The sequence below is a fragment of the Lutimaribacter marinistellae genome (assembly GCF_042648365.1).
Classification (GTDB): domain Bacteria; phylum Pseudomonadota; class Alphaproteobacteria; order Rhodobacterales; family Rhodobacteraceae; genus Lutimaribacter_A; species Lutimaribacter_A marinistellae.
On sequence record NZ_JBHRXI010000002.1, the window covers coordinates 134,138 to 154,305 of the forward strand.

Genomic DNA, 20,168 nt, shown 5'->3' on the forward strand with positions numbered 1-20,168 from the left:
TGACATGCATGAAATTTAGGTACATTTTTCGTATCAAAAAGGAGGACACATGCGCCGCACCCAACTTGCCGAAGAATACTGCTCGATCGCGCGGGCAGGCGCCCAACTGGTCGATGCATGGACGCTGATGATCCTGCGAGAACTCTTCCTGTCGAACCGCAGCTTCGAAGGTATCCGTCAGCAGACCGGAATGGCGCCGGCCTCTCTCGCCGCGCGTCTTGGCGGGCTGGAGGAGGCAGGTATCCTCGAACGCCGGTCGCCGAAGGACAAACCGCGAAAGGCGCAATACCTGCTGACCGAAAAGGGCTTGGAACTGTGGCCCGCGATCATCGCGATCAAGCAATGGGGCGACAAATGGTTCGGTCCATGGGCGGATGATCAACCGCCTGTCGTGTTGGAGCATAAGGGCAGAGACCATCCGCTTGTGGTTCAGGTCACCTGCGCCTGCTGCGGAGAACCCGTTTCGGCCAACGAGTCGCTTGCACAGGTCAGCCCGGTTTTCGCCGAAAGACGAAATGAACAGCAAAAGGCGGCCAAGGCAGCCCGTCGAGAGGAGACAGGAAAATGACAACCCGGCGCGTCTTGTGTTCAGGCTGCGACATCTATTGCCAGGTCCATGCCGAGGTTCCCGAAAGCGGCAAGGTGGCCGAAGTGCGTACAAAGGCCATCGATACCCGCCCACTGATGGCGAATATCTGCATGAAAGGCGTGCACGCGCCCGAAGGCTTCGCCAATCCCGACCGCGTACTTTATCCGTTGCGGCGAACAGGCCCAAGGGGTTCGGGCCAGTGGGAACAGGTCAGCTGGGACGAGGCCTTGGACGACATCGCCGCGCGGCTTGGGGACATCGTGGCGCGCCACGGACCCGAGGCGCTGGCGGTGTCGACCTCGCAATGGAACACGCAGACTGACAATGGTGCGGCACGGCGGTTCATGAACCTGTTGGGCTCACCCAACTGGATAAGCGGGGTGGCCATGTGCGCGGGCAACACGGCCGCGGTCAACAGGCTGGTCTATGGCTGGTACCCGTTTCCGGATTATCCCAATACCGAATGCATCGTCCTGTTCGGCCACAACCCCAAACCGCATTCCTGGACACCGATCCACAACGCGATCCGGCGGGCGCAACAGCGCGGCGCCAAGCTGATCGTTCTGGACCCACGCCGCAGCGAAAACGCCGAAGCAGCCGACCTGTGGCTACCGCTCAAGCCCGGCACGGATGCCGCCATGTGCCTTGGCTGGATCAAGGTCATTCTGGACGAGGGGCTCTACGACGCCTCCTTCGTGCGCAAGTGGACCTTGGGCTTCGAGGAATTCAAACGGCGGGTAGACGAATTTCCTCTGTCGCGCGTGGCAGAAATCACCGGGGTCGCGCCAGACCTGATCGCCCAGGCAGCCCGGCTTTACGCAACCAACGGCCCCTCGGTCATCCCGTGGACGCCGATCACCGACCAACAACGCAACAGCACCAGCGCGATCAGGCTGATGTGCGCCCTGCGCGCGATCTGTGGAAATCTCGACGTCAAAGGCGGCGAGTTGTTTCATGGCTTCCACCCTGACGTGGTAAGTGAATCCGAGTTGGAACTGCACGAGCACCTTCCCGACGCGCAGCGGGCCAAGCAGTTGGGGGCCGATGCACATCCGGCGTTCACTTATCGCGCTGCCGACATGCTGCGCGAACCCGCCGCCCGCGTCTGGGGCCACGACTATCCCAACCTCGTGAACGGGGCCTGTATGGCGGTTCCCTCGGCAGTTTTTCGCGCGATGGCCGATGGCGACCCCTATCCGGTGCGAGCCTTCTTCGTTCTGGGGAACAATGCTCTGATGAGCTATGCGAACATGCAGCTCATTCACCGCGCGATCACTGCGCAGGAGCTTGTCGTCGCAGTCGAGCATTTCAAGACGCCCACCGCGCAGCTGGCCGATTACATCCTGCCCGGCGATGCCTGGCTGGAACGAAACGCGATCAGTGACAGCTTCGCCTGGACCGCGATCTATCGCACCAGCCAACAGGCGGTTCAGCCGCCGGGTGAATGCCGCTCGGTCTATGATTTCTGGCGCGGGCTGGCGCATAGGATGGGAATGGCCGAGCATTTTCCATGGGCCACGCAGGATGACCTGCTGGATCACCGTGTGGCGAAGCTGTCCGACAGTTTCGCAAGTCTTGCCGAGGAACGGGCCTATGTCGCACCGCGTATGGAATACCGCAAGTACGAAACAACCGGTTTCGCGACCCCGTCGGGCAAGGTCGAGTTGTCTTCGACGATCCTAGACGCCTTTGGCTTCGACCCGCTGCCTAACTGGCGGCCTGCACCGCCCGCTGATGCGGACTGGCCTTTGACATTGTTTACCGGTGTGCGCGAGGACGAGTTCTTTCAGACCGGGCACCGGCATATTGCTTCGCTGCGCAAGCGCAAGCCCGAACCGCTGGCTTTCCTCTCGATCACGGATGCCGAAAGGCTGGGAATTTCCTCTGGCGACGACCTGGAGGTCGCAACCAGACAGGGCCGGGTCCTGCTGAAGGCGGATGTGCGCGACGACATGCCCGAGGGGGTCGTCAGGGTGCCGCATGGCTGGTGGTTGCCCGAACGCCCCGAAGGCGACGGCACGCTGTCCGGCGCATGGACCCATGCCGATGCCCAGATCTGCCCGGACGATTCCGATCACCTCGACATGGAACAGGGTATTCCACACCTCAAGGGCATTGCCTGTCGTGTGACCAAGACGTCCCCGCAACGCTCAAATTAAGAACAGGATTCGCACGATGGGATATTTCAAAGGCGTCGAAAACGCCCGGCTGGTGACTGAAGTCTTCAGACACGACAAGGACCGTTTCCACCCCTACACGGCGTTCATGGCCGAGGTCATGCGCAGCTCGGACACGCTTGGGGCGGTCGAGCGCGAAGCGATCGCCCTGCATGTCTCGGCCATCAACCGGTGCCACTATTGCGTGGGTAGCCACCGCGCCGCTCTTTTGGCGATGGGGCAAACTGCCGAGCAGATCGCCGAGGTCGAAGTCGGGCGTTCGCCCGATGGAAAACTGCATGCCTTGCTGGTCCTCGCCGCGCGGCTGACGAATACACCGTCGATGGTCGGCGAGGCGGATATCGACGACGCGCGCCGTGCGGGTGCGACAGACCGGGATATCCAGGACACGATCGCGGTTGCGGCGGTCTTCGCCTTCATGAATCGTCTGGTCGAGGGCTATGGCGTCAAGGGTGACGACAAGGCGTTCGACCTTGTCGGGAAATCGCTGATCAGCGGCGGATACGACGCGATCCCCAAGATGATCAGCCGCTGAGCCACAGGTTGGCAGCTTTACCCACCTGGACACAGCAAAACCCGCCGCTGGAAATCAGCGGCGGGTTCTTTGTTCTCTGACGGGATCAGGCAAAAACCGCGTCGCTGCTCCGGCGTTGCCGGCCTATCAGGACCAGCAGGACACCACCGGCAGCCAGCAGCCCTGCCGCGACTGGGACCATGCCATAGCCCAGGCCGGCATGGATCACCCAACCGCCAACCGCGGCCCCCACGGCATTGCCGAAGTTGAAAGCGCCCACGTTGATCGAGGATGCAAGACCCGGCGCCTCGGACGCGGCGAGCATGACGCGTGTCTGCACCGGCGGAACCATCGCAAAGGCCACGGCACCCCAGACCAGCAGCGAGATCGCAGCGCCCACCTGTGTTCCGATCACGAGCGGCATGATGAAGGTCACCAGCGCCGCACCGCTGAGGAAGATGATGGTTGCGCCGTCCAGCGACCAGTCGGCTAGCTTGCCACCCAGCCAGTTCCCGGCGGTGAATCCGATCCCGATGAGGACCAGCATCGCGGTGACATAGCTTTCGGTGACCTGCGTCAGTTCCTGCAGGATCGGTGCGACGTAGGTGTAGACACCGAACAGGGCAGCCGAACCCAGAACCGTCGTTCCCATCGCGATCAGCACTTCGGAACGGATCAGAACGCTAAGCTCCTTCTTCACGTCCGGACGCTGTCCGCGCTCACCCTGGGGCAGGGCAATCCACAGCGCTGCTATGGCGATTACGCCCAGAACCGCCGTGCCGGCAAAGGCCATGCGCCAGCCGATCTGCTGACCCAGCCATGTCGCGGCCGGAACGCCACCGATATTGGCGATGGTGAGACCCATGAACATGGTCGCCACGGCACTTGCCTGCTTTTCCTTTGGCACGACGCTGGCGGCAACGACCGCCCCAAGGCCGAAAAACGCCCCGTGGTTCAACGAGGTGACAAGACGCGCCACCAAAAGGGTCCAGTAGTCGGGCGAGAGTGCAGACATGATGTTGCCGACCGTGAAGATAGCCATCAGCGACATCAGCGCAGCGCGCTTGCCGAACCGGCTAAAGATCAGGGTCATGATCGGCGCACCGATCATCACGCCGATCGCGTAAGCGCTGACCAGAAGGCCGGCTGTCGGGATGGACACGTTCACGCCTTCGGCGATCACGGGCAAAAGGCCCATGGGAGAGAATTCGGTCGTGCCGATCCCGAAGGCGCCGATGGCCAGCGCCAGCAGGATCCAGCCCGATCCGGTCTTTGGTTGAGTTATGCTCGTCGACATGACGGAGGCTCCTTATGCGTCCCACTCTGGGGCAAGGTTTTCAGGACTGATGATACGACCGTCGGGGCGGGCCAGCCCGCTGATCCGGGCCATGTGATCATCGGAAAGGGCAAAATCGAAGATCGCCGCGTTTTCCGCAGCGCGGGAGGGGTTTGCGGTCTTGGACAGCGCGACAAAGCCTTGCTGCACGACCCAGCGCAACGTGACCTGAGCAGCCGTCTTACCGTATTCCGCACCGATCTGCTGCAGCACTTCGTCCTTCGGCACTGCGCCGTCGGCCATCCCGTAATAACCGGTGATGGCCACATCCAGTTCGCGCGCTGCCGCCGCCAGTTTGCTCTGGTCCAGATAGGGGTGGACCTCGACCTGGTTGGTGACGATGGGGGCGGCGCTGGTTGCGACCGACTCGCGCATCTGGGCGATGTTCTGGTTGCTGACCCCGATCAGACGGGTTTTGCCTGCGGCTTGAACTTCGTTGATCAGCTCGATCTGTTTGGCCACGGGAACTTCGTGCGCGGGCCAGTGCAGCAGCAACAGGTCGACGTTGTCGACGCGCAGTTTTTCGAGGCTTTCATCGACAGAGGCGGCGAACTTGTCCTCACTATACTGATCGACCCATACCTTGGTGGTCAGAAAGATCTCGTCCCGCGCGACACCGGCGTCTTCGAGCGCTTTGCCAAGTGCCGCTTCGTTCTTGTAGATCTGGGCGGTGTCGAAATGACGGAACCCGGCCTCGAGCGCGGCAGGCAGCACGCGTTCAAGCTCTTCGTCCGACATCCGGAAGACGCCAAAGCCCAGTGCGGGAATGTCGTACCCGTTCGATTTAACGGTCTGCATGTAATACTCCTAGGAATGTGTTAAGCGGCAAGTGCCGCCTTGGTGTCGTTCAGCGCCGGAATGACTTCCGACGCCAGTTCGTCCAGAACCTCGGCCACGGGACGGCCCGATTGGCGGAGGTTCACCGCGATGTGGTCCACGCCCACGGCGGCATATCGCTGGAACATGTCGATGAGCGCCTTGCGTCCCATCCGTCCGCCAAAGCGGATCGGCTCGTTCGGCGCATCGGGATCGCCCAAGAGATCGAGATGAAAGGCCGAGATGAAGGCACCGCGCCCTTGGGTCGCCTCGCTCCATGCCTCGGTCTGTTTCATCATGCGCCCGACACCGCCGGGATAGACGAAACGACCGTCCATGTTGGCACCAAGCCATTCATCCGTCTGACGCGCCTGCCCCGCCACGACCATGGGGATGGCACCCTGTGCAGGGCGCGGTAGCAGATCGTATTCGGGGATGCGCCCGCCCTCGACCGGCAACCCGCCCGGCTGCCACGCCTGACGCATGTATCCGACGGCATCGCGGAAGGCGTCTGCGCGGGCGTCGAAATCAAGCCCCAGCAACGGATACTCCACCGGCCGGTCGCCCGAGGCCACGCCAAGGATCAGCCGCCCGCCCGACAGCGCATCGGCAGACGCCGCGGCCTTGGCCGTCATCATGGGGTGGCGGATCGGCAGAACCACCGCCGCCGTCCCAAGTGCCACGTTCCGCGTCACGCCAGCCAGGTAACCCAGCAGGGTGAACACGTCATGGACCGAGCCGGCATCGCCCATGTTCACGGTGTCGAATACCGGGACATCGCGTGCCCAGACGGCTGCAAAGCCCAGATCGTCCACCTTGCGCACCAGTTCGGTTTGCTTGCTCAGATCCGGTACACCAAAGGGGCGGCCATCCGCCTCGCGGCGGCGCGTTCCGTCGGGTGACCAGTCATTGTCGAGGGGCAGTTCAATGCCCAGTGTCATGCGATCCGGCTTGCGGATCAGGTCGAGTGAAGAATTGCGTTCCATGGCCTCGCCATTGCTTTGTTCGCGGTCACGAACGGGCAGATAATCGACGGGCTGTGCCTTGATAACGCGGCGTTGCTCCACTTTATCTATGAAGCGAATTCACAAGGGGCGCAGACGTGGACAACCGGGCAGGTGAAATGCAGGTTTTCCTGCGGGTGGTCGACTGCGGCAGTTTTTCCGAGGCCGCGCGCATGTTGCGTATGACACCCTCGACAGTCAGCAAGCTGGTTGGCCGGATCGAGGAACGGCTTGGCGTTCGGCTTCTCGAACGCTCGACCAGGCGCCTGTCGCTCACCGATGAAGGGCAGGTCTATTACGACCGGAGCCGGATACTTCTCGACGAGATGGAGGAGATGGAGCAGGAGCTGTCGCACGGGCAGGCGAGCCTTGATGGGCGCGTTCGTGTCAGCAGCTCGGTCGGGTTCGGCATGCTGGGAATTGAGCCCGAACTTCCCGCCTTCTGGCAGTCACATCCGCGCATCGTGGTGGATTTGTCCCTTTCGGACGAAATCGTTGATCTCTACCTCGACAGAACGGATGTGGCCTTTCGCGTGGGACCATTGCCGGACTCCACGATGACAGCGGTCAAGCTGGGAACGGCGAAGCGCATGATCGTCGCCGCGCCATCATACCTGGAAAAACACGGCACGCCTCACACCATCGACGACCTGTCGGAGCATGCCTGCCTTGGGTTCAACTTTCGCCGGGCCAACGCCGTTTGGCCCTTGCGGGAAAGTGGTCGGATCGTCGACCGAACCGTCGAAGGGCCGCTTCTTGCGAACAACGGCGAAACCGTGCGCCGCCAAGCCGTGGCCGGCGTCGGGCTGGGCCGAATCGGCGAGTTTCACGCGCGTGAAGACCTGCGCGCCGGACGGTTGGTGGAGGTTCTGCATGACGCGACCGAAGGAGACACCGAGGATGTGCACGCCCTGTTCCTGGGTGGAGAGCGCATCCCGGTACGCGTTCGCGCCTTTGTGGATTTCATGACCCCCCGTTTGAGGGCCTTCCTGGCCGGGTGACTGTCGATGCATCTTGTTTTGGGTGTTGCCGGAGATGATAACTTTTTGGGCAATCCGTGACGTGCAGCTCCTGCACCAAGACTGTGCCTTGCAGGAGATGCCTTTGCGCTTTTGCTTCGATGCGATCCGTCCGCACAGATTTCCCTTCAGGTGACAGGGACCGCTGCGACTCCGCTGGCCTCTTTGGTCCGCGCGGATAGAAGGCGAGATGACGGTAGGGGCAAACCGTGTCAGGAACATGGTGTGGCCGGTGTCGATGGCTGTTTGGGCCGATCTGAAAGACTTGCTGAACGCTTGCCCCCCTCAGGTCGACAGCATGAACGGTGCGGGTTATCTTTTTGCACGATAATGAAGAAGCAGCAGTCTCTGACATGACCAATGACGGCACCAAAACCACGCGTTCGCGGGGGGTACAAACCATCGAAACGGGTGGCCGCATTCTTGCCGCGCTTGCCCAGGCGCGTGGGGCCGTTCAGCTGCGTGATCTGGCCGAGGCCGTCGGGATCTCCTCGGCCCAGCTGCACCCCTACATGGTTTCCTTCCGGGAAATGGACATGGTCGAGCAGACGGACCGCGGGCGGTACCAGCTTGGCCCCTTCGCGCTGCATCTGGGCCTGTCGCGTTTGCGAAACCAGAACGCGTATCGCGAGACAATTGCGCGTGTCGGTGCACTGTCAGACGATCTGGGGCTGATGGTGTCAATTTCGGTCTGGGGAATGCACGGACCGACCATCACTTACGTGCAGGAATTCGACGCCCGGATCCATGCCAACGTTCAGGTGGGTGGGAACTACAATATGACCGTGACGGCAACGGGTGCCGTCTTTGGCGCATTCCTGCCGCGTTCTGTCACCGAGCCGGTGGTCGCGCGTGAGTTGTCGGATCGCGAGTTCTTGCGCCGGGCCTTTTTCAAAGTCGATGCCGAGGCCTATCGCGCAGCCACCGAACAGGCACGCCAAGACGGTTATGCGACCACTCGTGACATGCCGATCCCGGGTGTTTCCGCTGTGGCCGCACCGGTTTTCGACCACAGCGGGAAAATGCAGCTTGCAGTGACCGTGATCGGCCCGACAGGCTACATCGACCTTGAACCGAATGGAACACCGGTACGGAACCTGCTTGAGTTCACTGAGACGCTTTCCCGCGATCTTGGCTACGACCCCAGCGCCTGAAGACCGATGCAGCCAGGTCGAGCGAAACCAGTAGTCCAAGGCTTGCAGTGGAAATCCCTGCCCATTGCTGCAGATTGGGCCATTGCCCGATCATCGGAACCGATACCAGCACCGCAGCCATCGGGACCAGCGCCGGGAACACGGCGGCCCGATCACCACCCAGTCGTCGTACGGACGCTGTAAAGAAAACGACCGCCAGCGCCCCGCCAAGCAATCCCTGGTACATCACCTGTTCGACCCAAAGGCTGCCGGGCAGCCGAGGGGGGTCGAAGAGAACGAGGTAGAGCGGCAGATAAAGCACGGTTGAGACCAGTGCTATGGCCCCCGTGCTTCGTAGTGCATCCAGACGCCAATAACCCATCGCCCAGGTAAAGACTCCCCAGAGCGTTCCCGAGACAACGAAACATAGATCGCCCAGCAGCGTCGTCATTCCGTCGGCATGGTTGCCAGGCTTGCCGGCGTCCGTCGCCATGATGACAAGCCCGATCACCACGAGCGCCATTCCGATCATGCGGTTCGGTGAGATTGCCGTGCCGCCCGTCGCCCGGGTCAGCCCGGTCGCCACCAGCATCGTCATGCCGGGGCCTATGACCACGGCATGACTCAGCGGGGCCAGCGCATACCCGGTATTGATAGCCCAGGCAAAAGGTGGACCGGCCACCATGACGAGCACCGCCAGGCGGAGCACACCAGGCCCTGCAAACGGATTGGCGCGTGCCAGCAGAAGAAGCGGCACCATCGCGGCCGCGCCTCCTGCATACCGCAACAGGGTCAGGTCCGCGCTGGCAAATCCCTGCGCGTGCCCCATCTCGACGCCAACATTGTAGACTGCCCACGCCACGACCGCGGCCAGCCCAAAGAGAAGGCCCCCGCTCGCGCGGTCACGCATTGCCGCCCGCCATGTGTCGTGCAGCGATATAACCAAAGGTCACTGCCGGTCCCAACGTAATGCCGCCTCCGGGATAGTTGCCGCCCATGATCGACGCTGCATCGTTCCCGGCAGCGTACAGTCCCGGAATGGGATGTTTCCCGGCATCCAGTACGCGCGCATATTCGTCGGTGCGCAGCCCGGCAAAGGTACCCAGATCGCCCATGACCAGCTTGACCGCATAGTAGGGCCCTTTCTCGATCGGGGCGACACAAGGATTCGGACGATGTTCGGGATCGCCAAGCGACCGGTTGTACGAGGTCGAGCCCTTGCCGAATTCGGGGTCCTCGCCGCGCCGTGCCGGGCCGTTAAACGCCTCGACCGTGCGGGTCAGAGCCTCAGGATCGGCGCCGATTTGCCGGGCCAGATCGGCCAGTGTCTTACCCTGGAACAGGTAGCCCGACTTGATATGCTGCTTGTAGGGAACCGGGTAGGGTTTGACATAGCCAAGCCCGTACTTTCTCAGCGTCTTGTGGTCGGCAATGAAAAACGCGCAGATTTCGCCGCCCTCTTCACGGCAGCGAGCAACCATGGACTGCCCGAAGTCGTGATAGCTGTCCGCCTCGTTGCAGAATCTTCGCCCCGAACGGGTCACCGCGATCACGCCGGGCTTTGACCGGTCGACGAAATGCGGAAAAGTGCCCAGCGTCCCATCCTTGCGCACGGGCCGCGATATCGGCACCCAGGCCGCCGCATTCGGCAGGCTTTCATCGACGGATGCGCCGACCATCTCGCCCAACCGCAGACCATCACCGGTGTTGCCCGGAGGCGCGGGCGAGGCATGTTCATTGCCGGAAGGTGCGTGTTCGAACAGCTTGGACCGGCGCGCCACGTCCTGCGGAAAGCCGCCAGCCGCCATTACGACGCCACGCCGGGTGCGGATTTCGACGTTCCCGGTCACGGTCTCGACAATGGCACCGGTCACTCTCCCATCTTCGCCGCGGATCAACTCGCGCACTGCAGAGCGCGTCCAGATCGGGACGTCCTTCTCCTGGCAGGACTTGGCAAGGCGCGCAGCCAATGCGTTGCCGTTCATCAAGCGCATGGGCCGGCCGTGGAAAGCCATGTCGCGCAGGAATTTCATGAACAGGCCGGCCACGTAGAACGCGGAAACCGGCGAACGGGTCACGTTGAAGAAATGCAGCAACTCCTTGCCTGTGCCGATCATCATCCCGAGAAAGGTGATTTCCGAAAGAGGCGGCCGCAGGCGCTTGATGTCATCTCCCAGTTCCCGCCCATCGAACGGTCGCGCAACGATGGAACGCCCCCCATCAATTCCCCCGGGCGCATCGGGGTGGTAATCGGCAAATGTCGGACCGAGGTCGAATTGCAGAGCGGTCTCGTTTTCGAAGAAATCCACCGCCTTTGGTCCTGCCTCAAGGAAGGCATCAACGCGGGCAGGATCGAAATGCTCTCCGGTCTCATGCTGCAGATAGGTCCTTGCCTTCTCGGCGCTGTCCTCGACACCGGCACGCCGCGCGGGGGCATTGCCCGGAATCCACATCCACCCACCGGAACGGGCGGTGGTGCCGCCAAAGACCGGTTCCTTTTCGACCACCAGCACGCTGAGGCCCCGATGCGCCGCACAGACTGCACTTGCCAGCCCCCCGGCACCCGAACCCACGACCAGTACATCACATTCGTGGATCTGTTTCGTCATGTTGCTCTTCATCCTTTCATGCAGCCAGATAGCCGCCATCGACCGGCAACAGCGCCCCGGTCACATAGCTTGCAGCCTCGGAGGCCAGGAAAATCACGGGTCCGGCCAGCTCTTCCGGCTGTCCGGTGCGGCCCATCGGCGTATGCGCCATGAAGCGCCCGATCGCGTCGGGATTGGCGCGGGTGCCTTCGGTCATCGGCGTGTCGATCACACCGGGCAGGATCGCATTGACGCGCACGCCATGCGGCGCAAGATCATGTGCCAACGCGCGCGTGAATTGCGCCAGGGCGCCCTTGCTGGCGGCATAGGCCGTCAGCCCCGGGCCTGCTGTCAGCGACATGATCGATCCGAGGTTCACGACGGCGCCGCGTGTTTCGCGCAGGTCTTCGAGAAACGCCGTCACCATGTTGCGCGGCCCATCGACATTCACAGCGAAGGTAGCCGCCCAGTCCTGCGCGTGATCGGCGTCGTCGATGGGTGTACGGCGGATGATGCCGGCGTTGTTCACCAGGATGCTGGCGGGACCGAACTGTTCGTCGACCGCGCTCCTGAACGAAGCGGCCGCGGACGAATCGGTTACATCCAGTTGGGCCGACATCGCTTCGAAGCCTGAACGGATCAACCTGTCTTTGGTCTGCTCGACCGTTTCCACATCAATATCCGCCAAGGCGACACGCGCGCCTGCCTGCGCGAGGCCGAACGCGATTGCCGCTCCGTTTCCCCGTCCCGCACCGGTCACCACGGCGCATTGTCCTTTGAGAAGTTGCATCCACTTCCTGCTTTCACCTATTGCAAACGCGTTCACATATATCTAATCATTGACGTATCGCCAAGATACTTTCATCGCGTCTTGGGCGGATGATGACCAGCAAGCGGGCCGCAGCCCGCCCAGGGAGGACAGGAATGACCAGATTTTTAGCGACCACGGCCCTCGTCGCCGTCGGCCTCGCCACGCCCCTTTCGGCAGACAGCTATGACCTGCAAAGCGTGTTCGGACTGAACGTACCGTCGATCGGGCCAAGCCCGGTGAATTGGGCTGACAAGGTTCGTCGTATGACCGGCGGAGAGGTCGATATCACCGTGCATGGCGCGGGAGATTTCGTGCCGCCCTTCGAGGTGTTCGGCGCGGTCAGCTCGGGTGCGATCCCGATGGGTTTCGACTGGATCGGCTATTGGGCCGGTCAGATCCCGGTGGCAAACCTTGTGGGTTCCATGCCGTTCGGCCCCAGCCCCGAAATCGCCATGGCATGGATGTTCGAAGGCGGCGGCATGGAGATCATCCAAAAGGCCTATGACCCGCACAACGTCAAGATCATCCCGTGCCATCTGGTCGTCCCCGAAGCGGGCGGCTGGTTCAACAAGGAAATCAACAGCGTCGATGACCTCAAGGGCCTCAACATGCGGGTCGCCGGTCTCGGCGGGCAGGCATTGGCCAAGCTGGGTGCCAACACACAGCTGGTGCCCGCGGGAGAAATCTATGTTTCGCTGGAAACCGGCCGGATTGACGCGGCCGAATTCTCGGCGCCGCAACTCGACAAGAATTTCGGGTTTCAGGACATCACGTCCAACTACTATTTCCCCGGATGGCACCAGCCATCCAGCTGGGACTCGATAATCATCAACATGAATGTCTGGAACGAACTGACGGAAGACGAGCAATTCGTGATGGTCGAAGCCTGCAAGGCCAACATCACGGACCAGCTTGGCGATCAGCTCAACCAGCAGATGGCCGCCATCGAAGAGATCGAAGCCGCCGGCGTCACGGTCAAACGCTTTCCCGACGAAGTACTGGCCGCGATGCAGCAGGCCGCGACGGAGGTGATGGAGGAAGAGGCGCAAAAGGACCCGATCTTTGCCGAGGCCTATCAATCGCTGACGGAATATGTCGAGCGTGTTGGCCGCTGGCGCGATTTGCAGGTTCTGCCGCGTTGACCTAAGCCCGACGCCAATACGGGGGCCGAATAATCGGCCCCCTTAGCGTGTCTTCCCGGAGATGTAATGGACCGACTTCTGTCTCGCCTGATCGACCTGTGTGTGCTGCCCGGTCGCCTGGTCGGTTGGCTTCTTCTGCCACTGATCGCTTTTGTCCTGGCCGCTGTCTGGGCGGCGCAAACCGGGCGCAATGCCTTTATCGAATGGGACGATGACGTATTGCTTCTCGGTGACGGTGTCACGGTGAACACGTTGATCGATGCTCAATGGCACATCTTTGCGCTGATCGTGCTGTTCGGGGGCGTCTACGCCTTTCGGGACAATGCGCATGTCGCTGTCGACTTCCTGTCCAGCACGCTGCGCCCGCGAACACGCCTCATCATTCGAACAATTGGCGATCTGGTCTTCGTGGTGCCCTTCTGCGGCATCATCCTGTGGTTCGGGTGGAGCTTCGCCCAAACCGCCTTCATGTCGGGCGAGGGCTCGAATTATGGCGGGCTGATGGATCGCTGGCTGATCAAGGCTTGTCTGCCAATCGGCTTTGGCCTGCTGGGTGTGGCTGCGCTGGCCCGTGCATTGCGCACATTTCTCACTCTTGCCAAAGGCGGGCAGTTTGAGTCCGAGGAGATCTCGCGATGAGCGATTATGCATGGCCTGCCGCGATGTTGCTGGGGCTAATGGCCGGCGTCTTTTCGGGCTATCCGGTGGCCTTTGTCCTTGCCGGGGTGGGCATCGTTTTTGCCCTGCTGGCGGATGTGCCGATGCTCTTCCTGTCGATCGGGGTGCAACGGATCTTTTCCGGAGTGCTGACCAACTGGCTGCTGATCGCGATCCCGCTTTTCGTGTTCATGGGCCTCATGCTGGAACGCTCGGGCATCGCCGAGCGCCTTTTGCGGTCGCTGGCGACGCTGTTCCGCACCCTGCCGGGAGGCTACGCATTCGCGGTCGCCCTGATCGGCGTGATCATGGCAGCCTCGACCGGGATCATCGGCGCCTCGGTCGTTCTGATGGGCATGATGGCGCTGCCGCCGATGCTTCAGAATGGGTATGACGCGCGTATTTCCACTGGCCTGATCGCAGCCAGCGGGACGCTGGGCATCCTTATCCCGCCCAGCGTCATGCTCATCATTCTTGGCGATCAATTGTCAATCTCGGTGGGAAGCCTTTTCATGGGGGCGGTCGGTCCGGGCCTGTTGCTGGCCGGGCTTTATGTCGCCTACCTTGCCTTTGTCGCGATCACCGCCCCGCATCGAATGCCCCCGATGGCCAAGTCCGAGCCGATCGCGCGGGGCGAATTGTTGCTGAGGCTTGCGTTCGACCTGCTGTTGCCGATCATCCTGATCCTGTCCGTTCTCGGCACCATCGTCGCGGGTATCGCCACCCCGACGGAGTCGGCGGCGATCGGTGCAGCAGGCGCCATGGTTCTGGCGCTGCTTTCCCGACGCCTGAACCTCGAAACGCTGAACCGCGCACTTGGAGACACGACCCGCACCACTGCGATGATCATTTTCGTGATGATCGGGGCCACCATTTTCAGCCTCGTGTTCAAGAAACTGGGCGGCGACAAGATGGTGATGGACCTATTCTCCCTTAAAGGCAGCAGCCCTTACGCCTCTCTACTGCTGATCATGGCGGTAGTGTTCCTGCTGGGCTTCTTCCTTGAATGGGTCGAGATCACGCTGGTCGTCGTCCCGATCGTCGCACCCGTGATTGCGGGACTGGATTTCGGCATGCCACGCGAAGTGACACTGGCCTGGTTTGCCATTGCCATCGCCGTGAACCTGCAAACGTCTTTCCTCACCCCGCCATTCGGATATGCGCTGTTCTATCTCAGGGGGATCGCCCCGGACGTCCCGATCCGGACGATTTATGCCGGGGTATTGCCTTTCGTCGGGCTGCAACTTGCGGGCCTGGCCCTGATCATCGCATTCCCGGCCATTTCGGTCTGGTTGCCATCCTATTTGGGACGGTGACGCGCGGTTGTCCACGCGCCACTGTTTTCGACCCGTAGCGTCGCAACCGGTTCGAATTGCGGGCCGGTAACCTGATCTCGTCAGAACAGCTCGACACTGCTATCGGACTGCCAGTTCTGTATGGCGTTTTCGACCACTTCGCCCTGCAGGATGATCGTGTCGGTGGCACGGTCGGTGCTGAAATCGACCTTGATCAACTTCTCTGTCACCAGTTGCACTTCGATCTCTTCAGGCTCGCCGATCTCGTCGCCGTTTCGATCATTCAACAGACCGAAAACGAAGGACTCCACCTCGCCTTCTGACAAGGACGAACCACTGATGAACTCGCGTACCTCCTTGCTGAATCCGCCATCCGACCCATGGAAGAACGACTGCCCGCCTTTCCAGGGCTTGTCGGGGTTCCGGTCGTCTTCGGCGAAATCGAAAAGGGCCACCTGCTTGGTGAAATCCGAACCGCTGGCGCCGCCATCGCTGCTCCACTTGTCCTTCAAGTCGACGCGGGTGTCGAAATTCTCGGGGTTGACGATCCCATACTCGGCCAGCACGAAATCCTCGACCTGTTGGCCGCGCAGGGCAATGGTATCGACGGCAGAGCCGTTGTCGATTGTCAGAACGATCTGGTCTTGGGCGATGTTGAGGACCTCGAGCGGGTCAAAGGCATCGGCCTCGACATCCATCTTCACCGCGTCGAGCCAGCTTTCGACCTCGCCGAATTTCTCCTGAACGGAAGAGCCGTTGCGCGTCAGGTGCAGCTTGTCCGCCAGCGCGTCGTCGATCCGCCCAAGATCCCCGTGAAAGAAGGATTGATCGCCGGCCTCGCCGAAATCGAATATGGCCGTCTGCGCCCTGCCATCCTTTAGGTCGATCCGATCGCCGGCGGCGGCCAGGTCTATGCTGTCATCGGTACCGAAACTGGGACCATCCTCGTAGCTTTCAGCGGGTTCACTGGTCAGAACTTCGGCCCGGCGGGCGAACCAGTTGTAACCGCCGAAATCAACGTTCAACGCGTCCACATCCGCCATCGTGACGCCCAGAAGCTCGACGAGCTTGTTTCCGTCCGCCGCGGTCTGCAGGATGATACCGTTTTCGCTTGCAACCCATTCCAGCTTTAGATCGGCCTTGGCAGCGCGGATGCCGGTCACGTGCAGCGTGTCCTTCGTGACATCGAAATCGGTCACGGTGGTGAAATGATCGCCGCCATCGCTTTCGTAATCCGCGTTGCGCTTTTCCATCTTTTCCTGGCGGAACGTCACGATGACGGTATCGTTGCCTCCGCCAGTGGTAACCGTGTTCGACCCGTTGACCGCACCGAAGCTGTCATTGCCGGCCCCGCCAATCAGCCGGTCGTTGCCTCGGTTCCCCTCGAGATGGGTTTCGCTGCCCTCTGGCGCGCATGATCCGTCGACGACGTCATTGCCTTTACCGCCGCGAGCGAAATCACCGCCTGCCGCTCTGACGATGTCGTCGCCCTTGTTGCCGGACAGGAAGTCGTTCCAGGCCGTGCCGTTCAACTCTTCGTCGTGCTTGCTGCCGCGATGCAGTTGTTCTGCAGGCAAATCGGCAATGATCTGCTTCAACTTCTGTTTCCAAGTCATCATTCACTCCAACTCAAATAGATGCCGACCTGCTCTGGACAGGTCGGTGTTCGGGACCGCCGCCGCTCTGTCCGCGACGATTCAGCTTTTGGTGCGTGCCTCCTGCCTCATGGCTGGGTTGGCGTTTTTTGTGGTTGTTCAGCTCGCTGTTCGCGGGAAGGACCGCGCCTGAAATTGCTCAGGTGAACAGGCCCGCTTATGCGCTCGATAACGCCTTTTGGCAGAAGCTTTAGGGTCTCGATACGTCTTGGACGGGTAATACAAAACGCTTGCGGGTAGCGGATCATCCAAACGGATAGGTGAATCAATCCGGGCTCGGCAAACTCCGTCAATTCATCAGGTGTGACAGACCAAAGCCGCAAGCAATTTGCCAAGAATTACGGGTTCCAACTGGCAATACCAACAGATCGGACGGATCTCTTTGAAAGAGATCAACAATACTCGAACTTCGGAAAAACAAAGCACAGAACTTGGCCTGCAAAATATGCAACCGCCCTATGCTCGCTAAGGGTGGACCGAAGTCTTAGTTAAGAAACGTATTCCAACGTGTTTGAGGGCGATGGATCTGACCCGCTGAAACAAAGAAGTGACGATACGTTCCAAAAAGGAGTTCTGCGTCAGCCTCGAACCGGCCAGCTTGGGGCAAAAGTTGCACTGGTAACCCACGAAAATCATCTCGCATATCGAAGCCCGTGGCCATTGTTGACAGGTCTGCGCAATGACGGTCCACTGGCTTGGCGTTCGATGAAATCACGAGGTTGTGCATTGGCGAAAACGATACCCCTCATCCGAGCGGCTAACCTGCTGCCGTTGGTCCGCTGGACCGAAGCCAATCGCCACCGATCCGAACTGTATCTTGCCAAGACCGACCTCGACTATTGGTACGCTCTATCGCCGATGGACCCGATCCCGCTGCGCAGCGGGATAGATTACCTGCGAATGCTTGCGCGCGACCATGGTCCGGACATCGGCGTGCGGATCGTCAACCAGGCCAGCGTCGCCGAAATAGGTTTCATTGGCGCTGTGGCGCTTGGCGCGCGCAACCCTGTCGAGGCATTTCAACGACTGAGTTTCGCGATGCCATTGCATTCCAGTCACGAAACGTTCCGGGTCGGCGTCGAGGGCGACCAGCTATTGATCAGTCATGCCCTCAACTTCCAGATCGATGACGAAAGCTTGCACGCGGTGCATGTCCTGCTGATCTCCATGCTGCAACAGGTGCTTAGGTTTACCGGTCAGCAACCGCCGCTGTTGCGAAAGGTCGAAATGATGGCGCACCCGCAGGTCGGACTATCTCATATCTCGACCGGCTTTTCTGACAGGTTGTTCCCGTCCGAAAGCGGTATGCTGACGGTCTCCATCGATCTGTCCGTTGCGCAGGTGCCCTATCAGGCCGTGGCCCGGGACCGCAGCGCGAACCCGTATCTCAAGCAAATCCCGCCGCTGACCGAAAACCACGGCCTTGCCGCGTCGGTTCGTCCGGTCATCGCGGCGATGCTGCACGGTGGGGAACCGACGATAGAGCGGATCGCGCTGACCTATGGCGGCAGCGTCCGCAGCTTGCAACGCCGTCTGAGCGAAGAAGGTACCAGCTTTTCCGAACAGCTCGACCTTGTCCGGCGGGAACTGGTCATGTCCCATCTGGACGGCCAAGAGGACGCATCGCTGTCCGAGTTGTCGGAACGGCTTGGCTATTCGGGCCAATCTGCACTGACCCGTGCAGTCAGGCGGCTGACGGGCCAGACCCCTTCGCAACTCGCATCCGAGCGCGGCCTGCAGTAGCGCTGTTTTTTGGCGCGCAAAGTAAAAACCGAGCCATCCGAGGGCCCCTATACTCCTTGACAGAAATGCTTCGCGCGTTTGGCCGCGTGGTGTCGTCAAGTGAGGAAACGCAGATGCGAAGAACGCTGCTCGCAGTGCTATCGTTGCAAGCGCTCGCCACCATATCGCTGGCGCAGGACGGGTTCGAAAGGGCAAACGGACCGATGCCCGGGGATCTGTCGCGGATCAGCCAGGAATGGTCGTGCGTGCAGGGATTGGAAACGCCGGGTTATTTCAAATCCATGAACGGCGCCGAAGTAGCGGACGCGACACGCAGTCAGACGTATCCCTGCGCCAGTTTTCTTGGTTCGATGAATGGCGAAAATGACGTTTACGCCTGGCGGGCGGATGGCGATTACCAGGGTGTTCTGTTCATGAACAACCGTCACCCCGGCGAGTTGTACCTGACCGGGGGCAACAACCCGCCTGCGCAAGGGGTGGTGCCCCCAGGGCCTTGGGTAGCAAAGGTCGATGCGACGACCGGTAAAGAGATCTGGAGAACCGTGTTGCAGAACGCCAACGTCTCTGGCGAATGGACCGGGGCGTCTAACCTCAACATCACGCCAGACGGAAACATTCCGATCGCTTTCGGCAACCATCTGGTCAAGCTTGATGGCGATACCGGGCGTATTCTCAAGCATATCGATCTGCCGGCGGATGCGCCGCGCGAAGGCAGCAATTTCAAGCACCTGACCATTGCGCCAGACGGCACGCTGATCATCAAGAACCAGACCCGCGCAACGCCGTGCAACATTCAAGGAACCTTGGCTGCGTTCCAGTGCCCCGGCGGGGCTGCGGCATCGCCTGGCTCGACCATCCACGCGGTCGACCCGGAGACCTTTGAAGTTATCACCAGCGCCAGCGTGCCAGAGAATGCGGTCACTCCGCATACCATCACCGTCCACGAGGGTCAGATCGTGATTTACGTTCCGACCGTGGCCAGTTTCTATCGTTTTGTCTGGGACCCGCAGGCCCGCAGCCTGACCCGCGACACAAGCTGGGAGGCGGGAGGGTATCTTGAAAATGGACAGACCACGGGTGACGCGCCGGGGATCCTGGGCGATTGGGTGGTCGTTCAGGTCAACGGGCTGCCGACCAAGGATGCGGCATCGTCGCTGGTGGCGATCAGCCAGAGCGACGCCACCAAACTGACCCGGGTTTATCCGTTTGGCACAGAACTGCCCACGGGGCTGAGTTGGGCACCACCAAAGGCCGCTGTTGATGTCGAGAACTCCATGGTGTTCTCGGCGGATCAAAACATGATGAAAATCGGGGCGGTGTCGCTGAACCAGGAAAGTGGCGAGATGACCGTGGCGTGGACAATCGACGGAGCCACAACCGCTCTGCAGGCGCTTTATGGACCGGCGGATCAGCGTGTTCTTGGCACGGCGCGGGCTGAACCGGGTGTTACGCAACAGGACCTGATGCAGACATCGAATCCGCCTTACAGACAACAGGCTATCTGGCTTGAGGCCAAAACCGGCAAACTGCTGGCGCAATCGGATTTCTTTGAGCCGATGAACTTCAACACGCTCCTGTCGCCCGGCTTTGGAGGACGGTTCTACTACATGTGGGACAAGGGGTTCATCGTGCTCCAACCCATGCCAAAGCGGGGGCAATGACGACGTCGTGCTGCGCATCTTTCTGCAA

At 61.0% G+C, this 20,168-nt stretch carries 17 protein-coding genes; 10 read left to right on the forward strand and 7 right to left on the reverse strand.

What is annotated here, in order from left to right; genetic code table 11:
- Nucleotides 1–49: 49 nt before the first annotated feature.
- The 3 genes from ACFORG_RS03600 to ACFORG_RS03610 are packed head-to-tail and all read left to right on the forward strand — an operon-like array spanning nucleotide 50 to nucleotide 3,301.
- On the forward strand, nucleotides 50–568 hold the full coding sequence (locus ACFORG_RS03600; protein WP_386734025.1) for a winged helix-turn-helix transcriptional regulator: 519 nt from the start codon (nucleotides 50–52) through the stop codon (nucleotides 566–568).
- The gene (locus ACFORG_RS03605) at nucleotides 565–2,748 is read left to right on the forward strand and encodes a molybdopterin-containing oxidoreductase family protein (RefSeq protein WP_386734026.1); all 2,184 of its coding nucleotides are present in this window, start codon (nucleotides 565–567) and stop codon (nucleotides 2,746–2,748) included. The genes ACFORG_RS03600 and ACFORG_RS03605 overlap by 4 nt, the downstream gene beginning before the upstream one ends.
- Before the next feature lie 16 nt (nucleotides 2,749–2,764).
- On the forward strand, nucleotides 2,765–3,301 hold the full coding sequence (locus ACFORG_RS03610) for a carboxymuconolactone decarboxylase family protein (RefSeq protein ID WP_386734027.1): 537 nt from the start codon (nucleotides 2,765–2,767) through the stop codon (nucleotides 3,299–3,301).
- Between the two features lie 85 nt (nucleotides 3,302–3,386).
- On the opposite strand, the gene ACFORG_RS03615 is transcribed toward ACFORG_RS03610, so the two are convergent.
- The 3 genes from ACFORG_RS03615 to ACFORG_RS03625 are packed head-to-tail and all read right to left on the reverse strand — an operon-like array spanning nucleotide 3,387 to nucleotide 6,418.
- Nucleotides 3,387–4,577, reverse strand: a complete 1,191-nt coding sequence (locus ACFORG_RS03615) for an MFS transporter (RefSeq protein ID WP_386734028.1) — start codon at nucleotides 4,575–4,577, stop codon at nucleotides 3,387–3,389.
- Nucleotides 4,578–4,589: 12 nt separating this feature from the next.
- Nucleotides 4,590–5,414 carry an aldo/keto reductase gene (locus tag ACFORG_RS03620; RefSeq protein ID WP_386734029.1) on the reverse strand — a complete coding sequence of 275 codons (825 nt, stop codon included), beginning with the start codon at nucleotides 5,412–5,414 and terminating at the stop codon, nucleotides 4,590–4,592.
- A gap of 20 nt (nucleotides 5,415–5,434) precedes the next feature.
- Nucleotides 5,435–6,418: a TIGR03571 family LLM class oxidoreductase gene (locus ACFORG_RS03625; protein ID WP_386734030.1), complete on the reverse strand. Its 984-nt coding sequence runs from the start codon at nucleotides 6,416–6,418 to the stop codon at nucleotides 5,435–5,437.
- A gap of 116 nt (nucleotides 6,419–6,534) precedes the next feature.
- On the opposite strand from ACFORG_RS03625, the gene ACFORG_RS03630 reads away from it, so the two are divergent.
- Complete coding sequence (locus tag ACFORG_RS03630; RefSeq protein ID WP_386734031.1) at nucleotides 6,535–7,437, forward strand: LysR family transcriptional regulator; 903 nt, start codon at nucleotides 6,535–6,537, stop codon at nucleotides 7,435–7,437.
- Between the two features lie 371 nt (nucleotides 7,438–7,808).
- Entirely contained in the window at nucleotides 7,809–8,609 is an 801-nt protein-coding gene (locus ACFORG_RS03635; protein WP_386734032.1) for an IclR family transcriptional regulator, read from the forward strand.
- Here ACFORG_RS03635 and ACFORG_RS03640 read toward each other — a convergent pair.
- The 3 genes from ACFORG_RS03640 to ACFORG_RS03650 are packed head-to-tail and all read right to left on the reverse strand — an operon-like array spanning nucleotide 8,563 to nucleotide 11,966.
- Entirely contained in the window at nucleotides 8,563–9,498 is a 936-nt protein-coding gene (locus ACFORG_RS03640) for a DMT family transporter (RefSeq protein ID WP_386734033.1), read from the reverse strand. The two genes, ACFORG_RS03635 and ACFORG_RS03640, sit on opposite strands and share 47 nt — an antisense overlap.
- Nucleotides 9,491–11,197, reverse strand: a complete 1,707-nt coding sequence (locus tag ACFORG_RS03645) for an FAD-dependent oxidoreductase (RefSeq protein ID WP_386734034.1) — start codon at nucleotides 11,195–11,197, stop codon at nucleotides 9,491–9,493. Before ACFORG_RS03645 ends, ACFORG_RS03640 begins: the two co-directional genes overlap by 8 nt.
- A 16-nt stretch (nucleotides 11,198–11,213) precedes the next feature.
- Nucleotides 11,214–11,966 (reverse strand): SDR family NAD(P)-dependent oxidoreductase, encoded by a 753-nt coding sequence (locus tag ACFORG_RS03650; RefSeq protein ID WP_386734035.1) that lies wholly within the window; start codon nucleotides 11,964–11,966, stop codon nucleotides 11,214–11,216.
- Nucleotides 11,967–12,100: 134 nt separating this feature from the next.
- On the opposite strand from ACFORG_RS03650, the gene ACFORG_RS03655 reads away from it, so the two are divergent.
- From ACFORG_RS03655 to ACFORG_RS03665, 3 genes are all read left to right on the forward strand, one after another.
- Nucleotides 12,101–13,129: a TRAP transporter substrate-binding protein gene (locus ACFORG_RS03655; RefSeq protein ID WP_386734036.1), complete on the forward strand. Its 1,029-nt coding sequence runs from the start codon at nucleotides 12,101–12,103 to the stop codon at nucleotides 13,127–13,129.
- Nucleotides 13,130–13,195: 66 nt separating this feature from the next.
- On the forward strand, nucleotides 13,196–13,768 hold the full coding sequence (locus ACFORG_RS03660; protein ID WP_386734037.1) for a TRAP transporter small permease subunit: 573 nt from the start codon (nucleotides 13,196–13,198) through the stop codon (nucleotides 13,766–13,768).
- Complete coding sequence (locus ACFORG_RS03665) at nucleotides 13,765–15,102, forward strand: TRAP transporter large permease (protein WP_386734038.1); 1,338 nt, start codon at nucleotides 13,765–13,767, stop codon at nucleotides 15,100–15,102. Before ACFORG_RS03660 ends, ACFORG_RS03665 begins: the two co-directional genes overlap by 4 nt.
- Before the next feature lie 80 nt (nucleotides 15,103–15,182).
- Here the strand turns inward: ACFORG_RS03665 and ACFORG_RS03670 are convergent, their stop codons facing one another.
- Entirely contained in the window at nucleotides 15,183–16,697 is a 1,515-nt protein-coding gene (locus ACFORG_RS03670; protein ID WP_386734039.1) for a hypothetical protein, read from the reverse strand.
- Between the two features lie 765 nt (nucleotides 16,698–17,462).
- Between ACFORG_RS03670 and ACFORG_RS03675 the strand changes: the two genes are divergently transcribed.
- Together ACFORG_RS03675 and ACFORG_RS03680 are read left to right on the forward strand one after the other, a co-directional pair.
- Nucleotides 17,463–18,479 (forward strand): helix-turn-helix transcriptional regulator, encoded by a 1,017-nt coding sequence (locus ACFORG_RS03675; protein ID WP_386734040.1) that lies wholly within the window; start codon nucleotides 17,463–17,465, stop codon nucleotides 18,477–18,479.
- Between the two features lie 113 nt (nucleotides 18,480–18,592).
- Nucleotides 18,593–20,140: a hypothetical protein gene (locus ACFORG_RS03680; RefSeq protein ID WP_386734041.1), complete on the forward strand. Its 1,548-nt coding sequence runs from the start codon at nucleotides 18,593–18,595 to the stop codon at nucleotides 20,138–20,140.
- The last annotated feature ends 28 nt before the right edge of the window (nucleotides 20,141–20,168 follow it).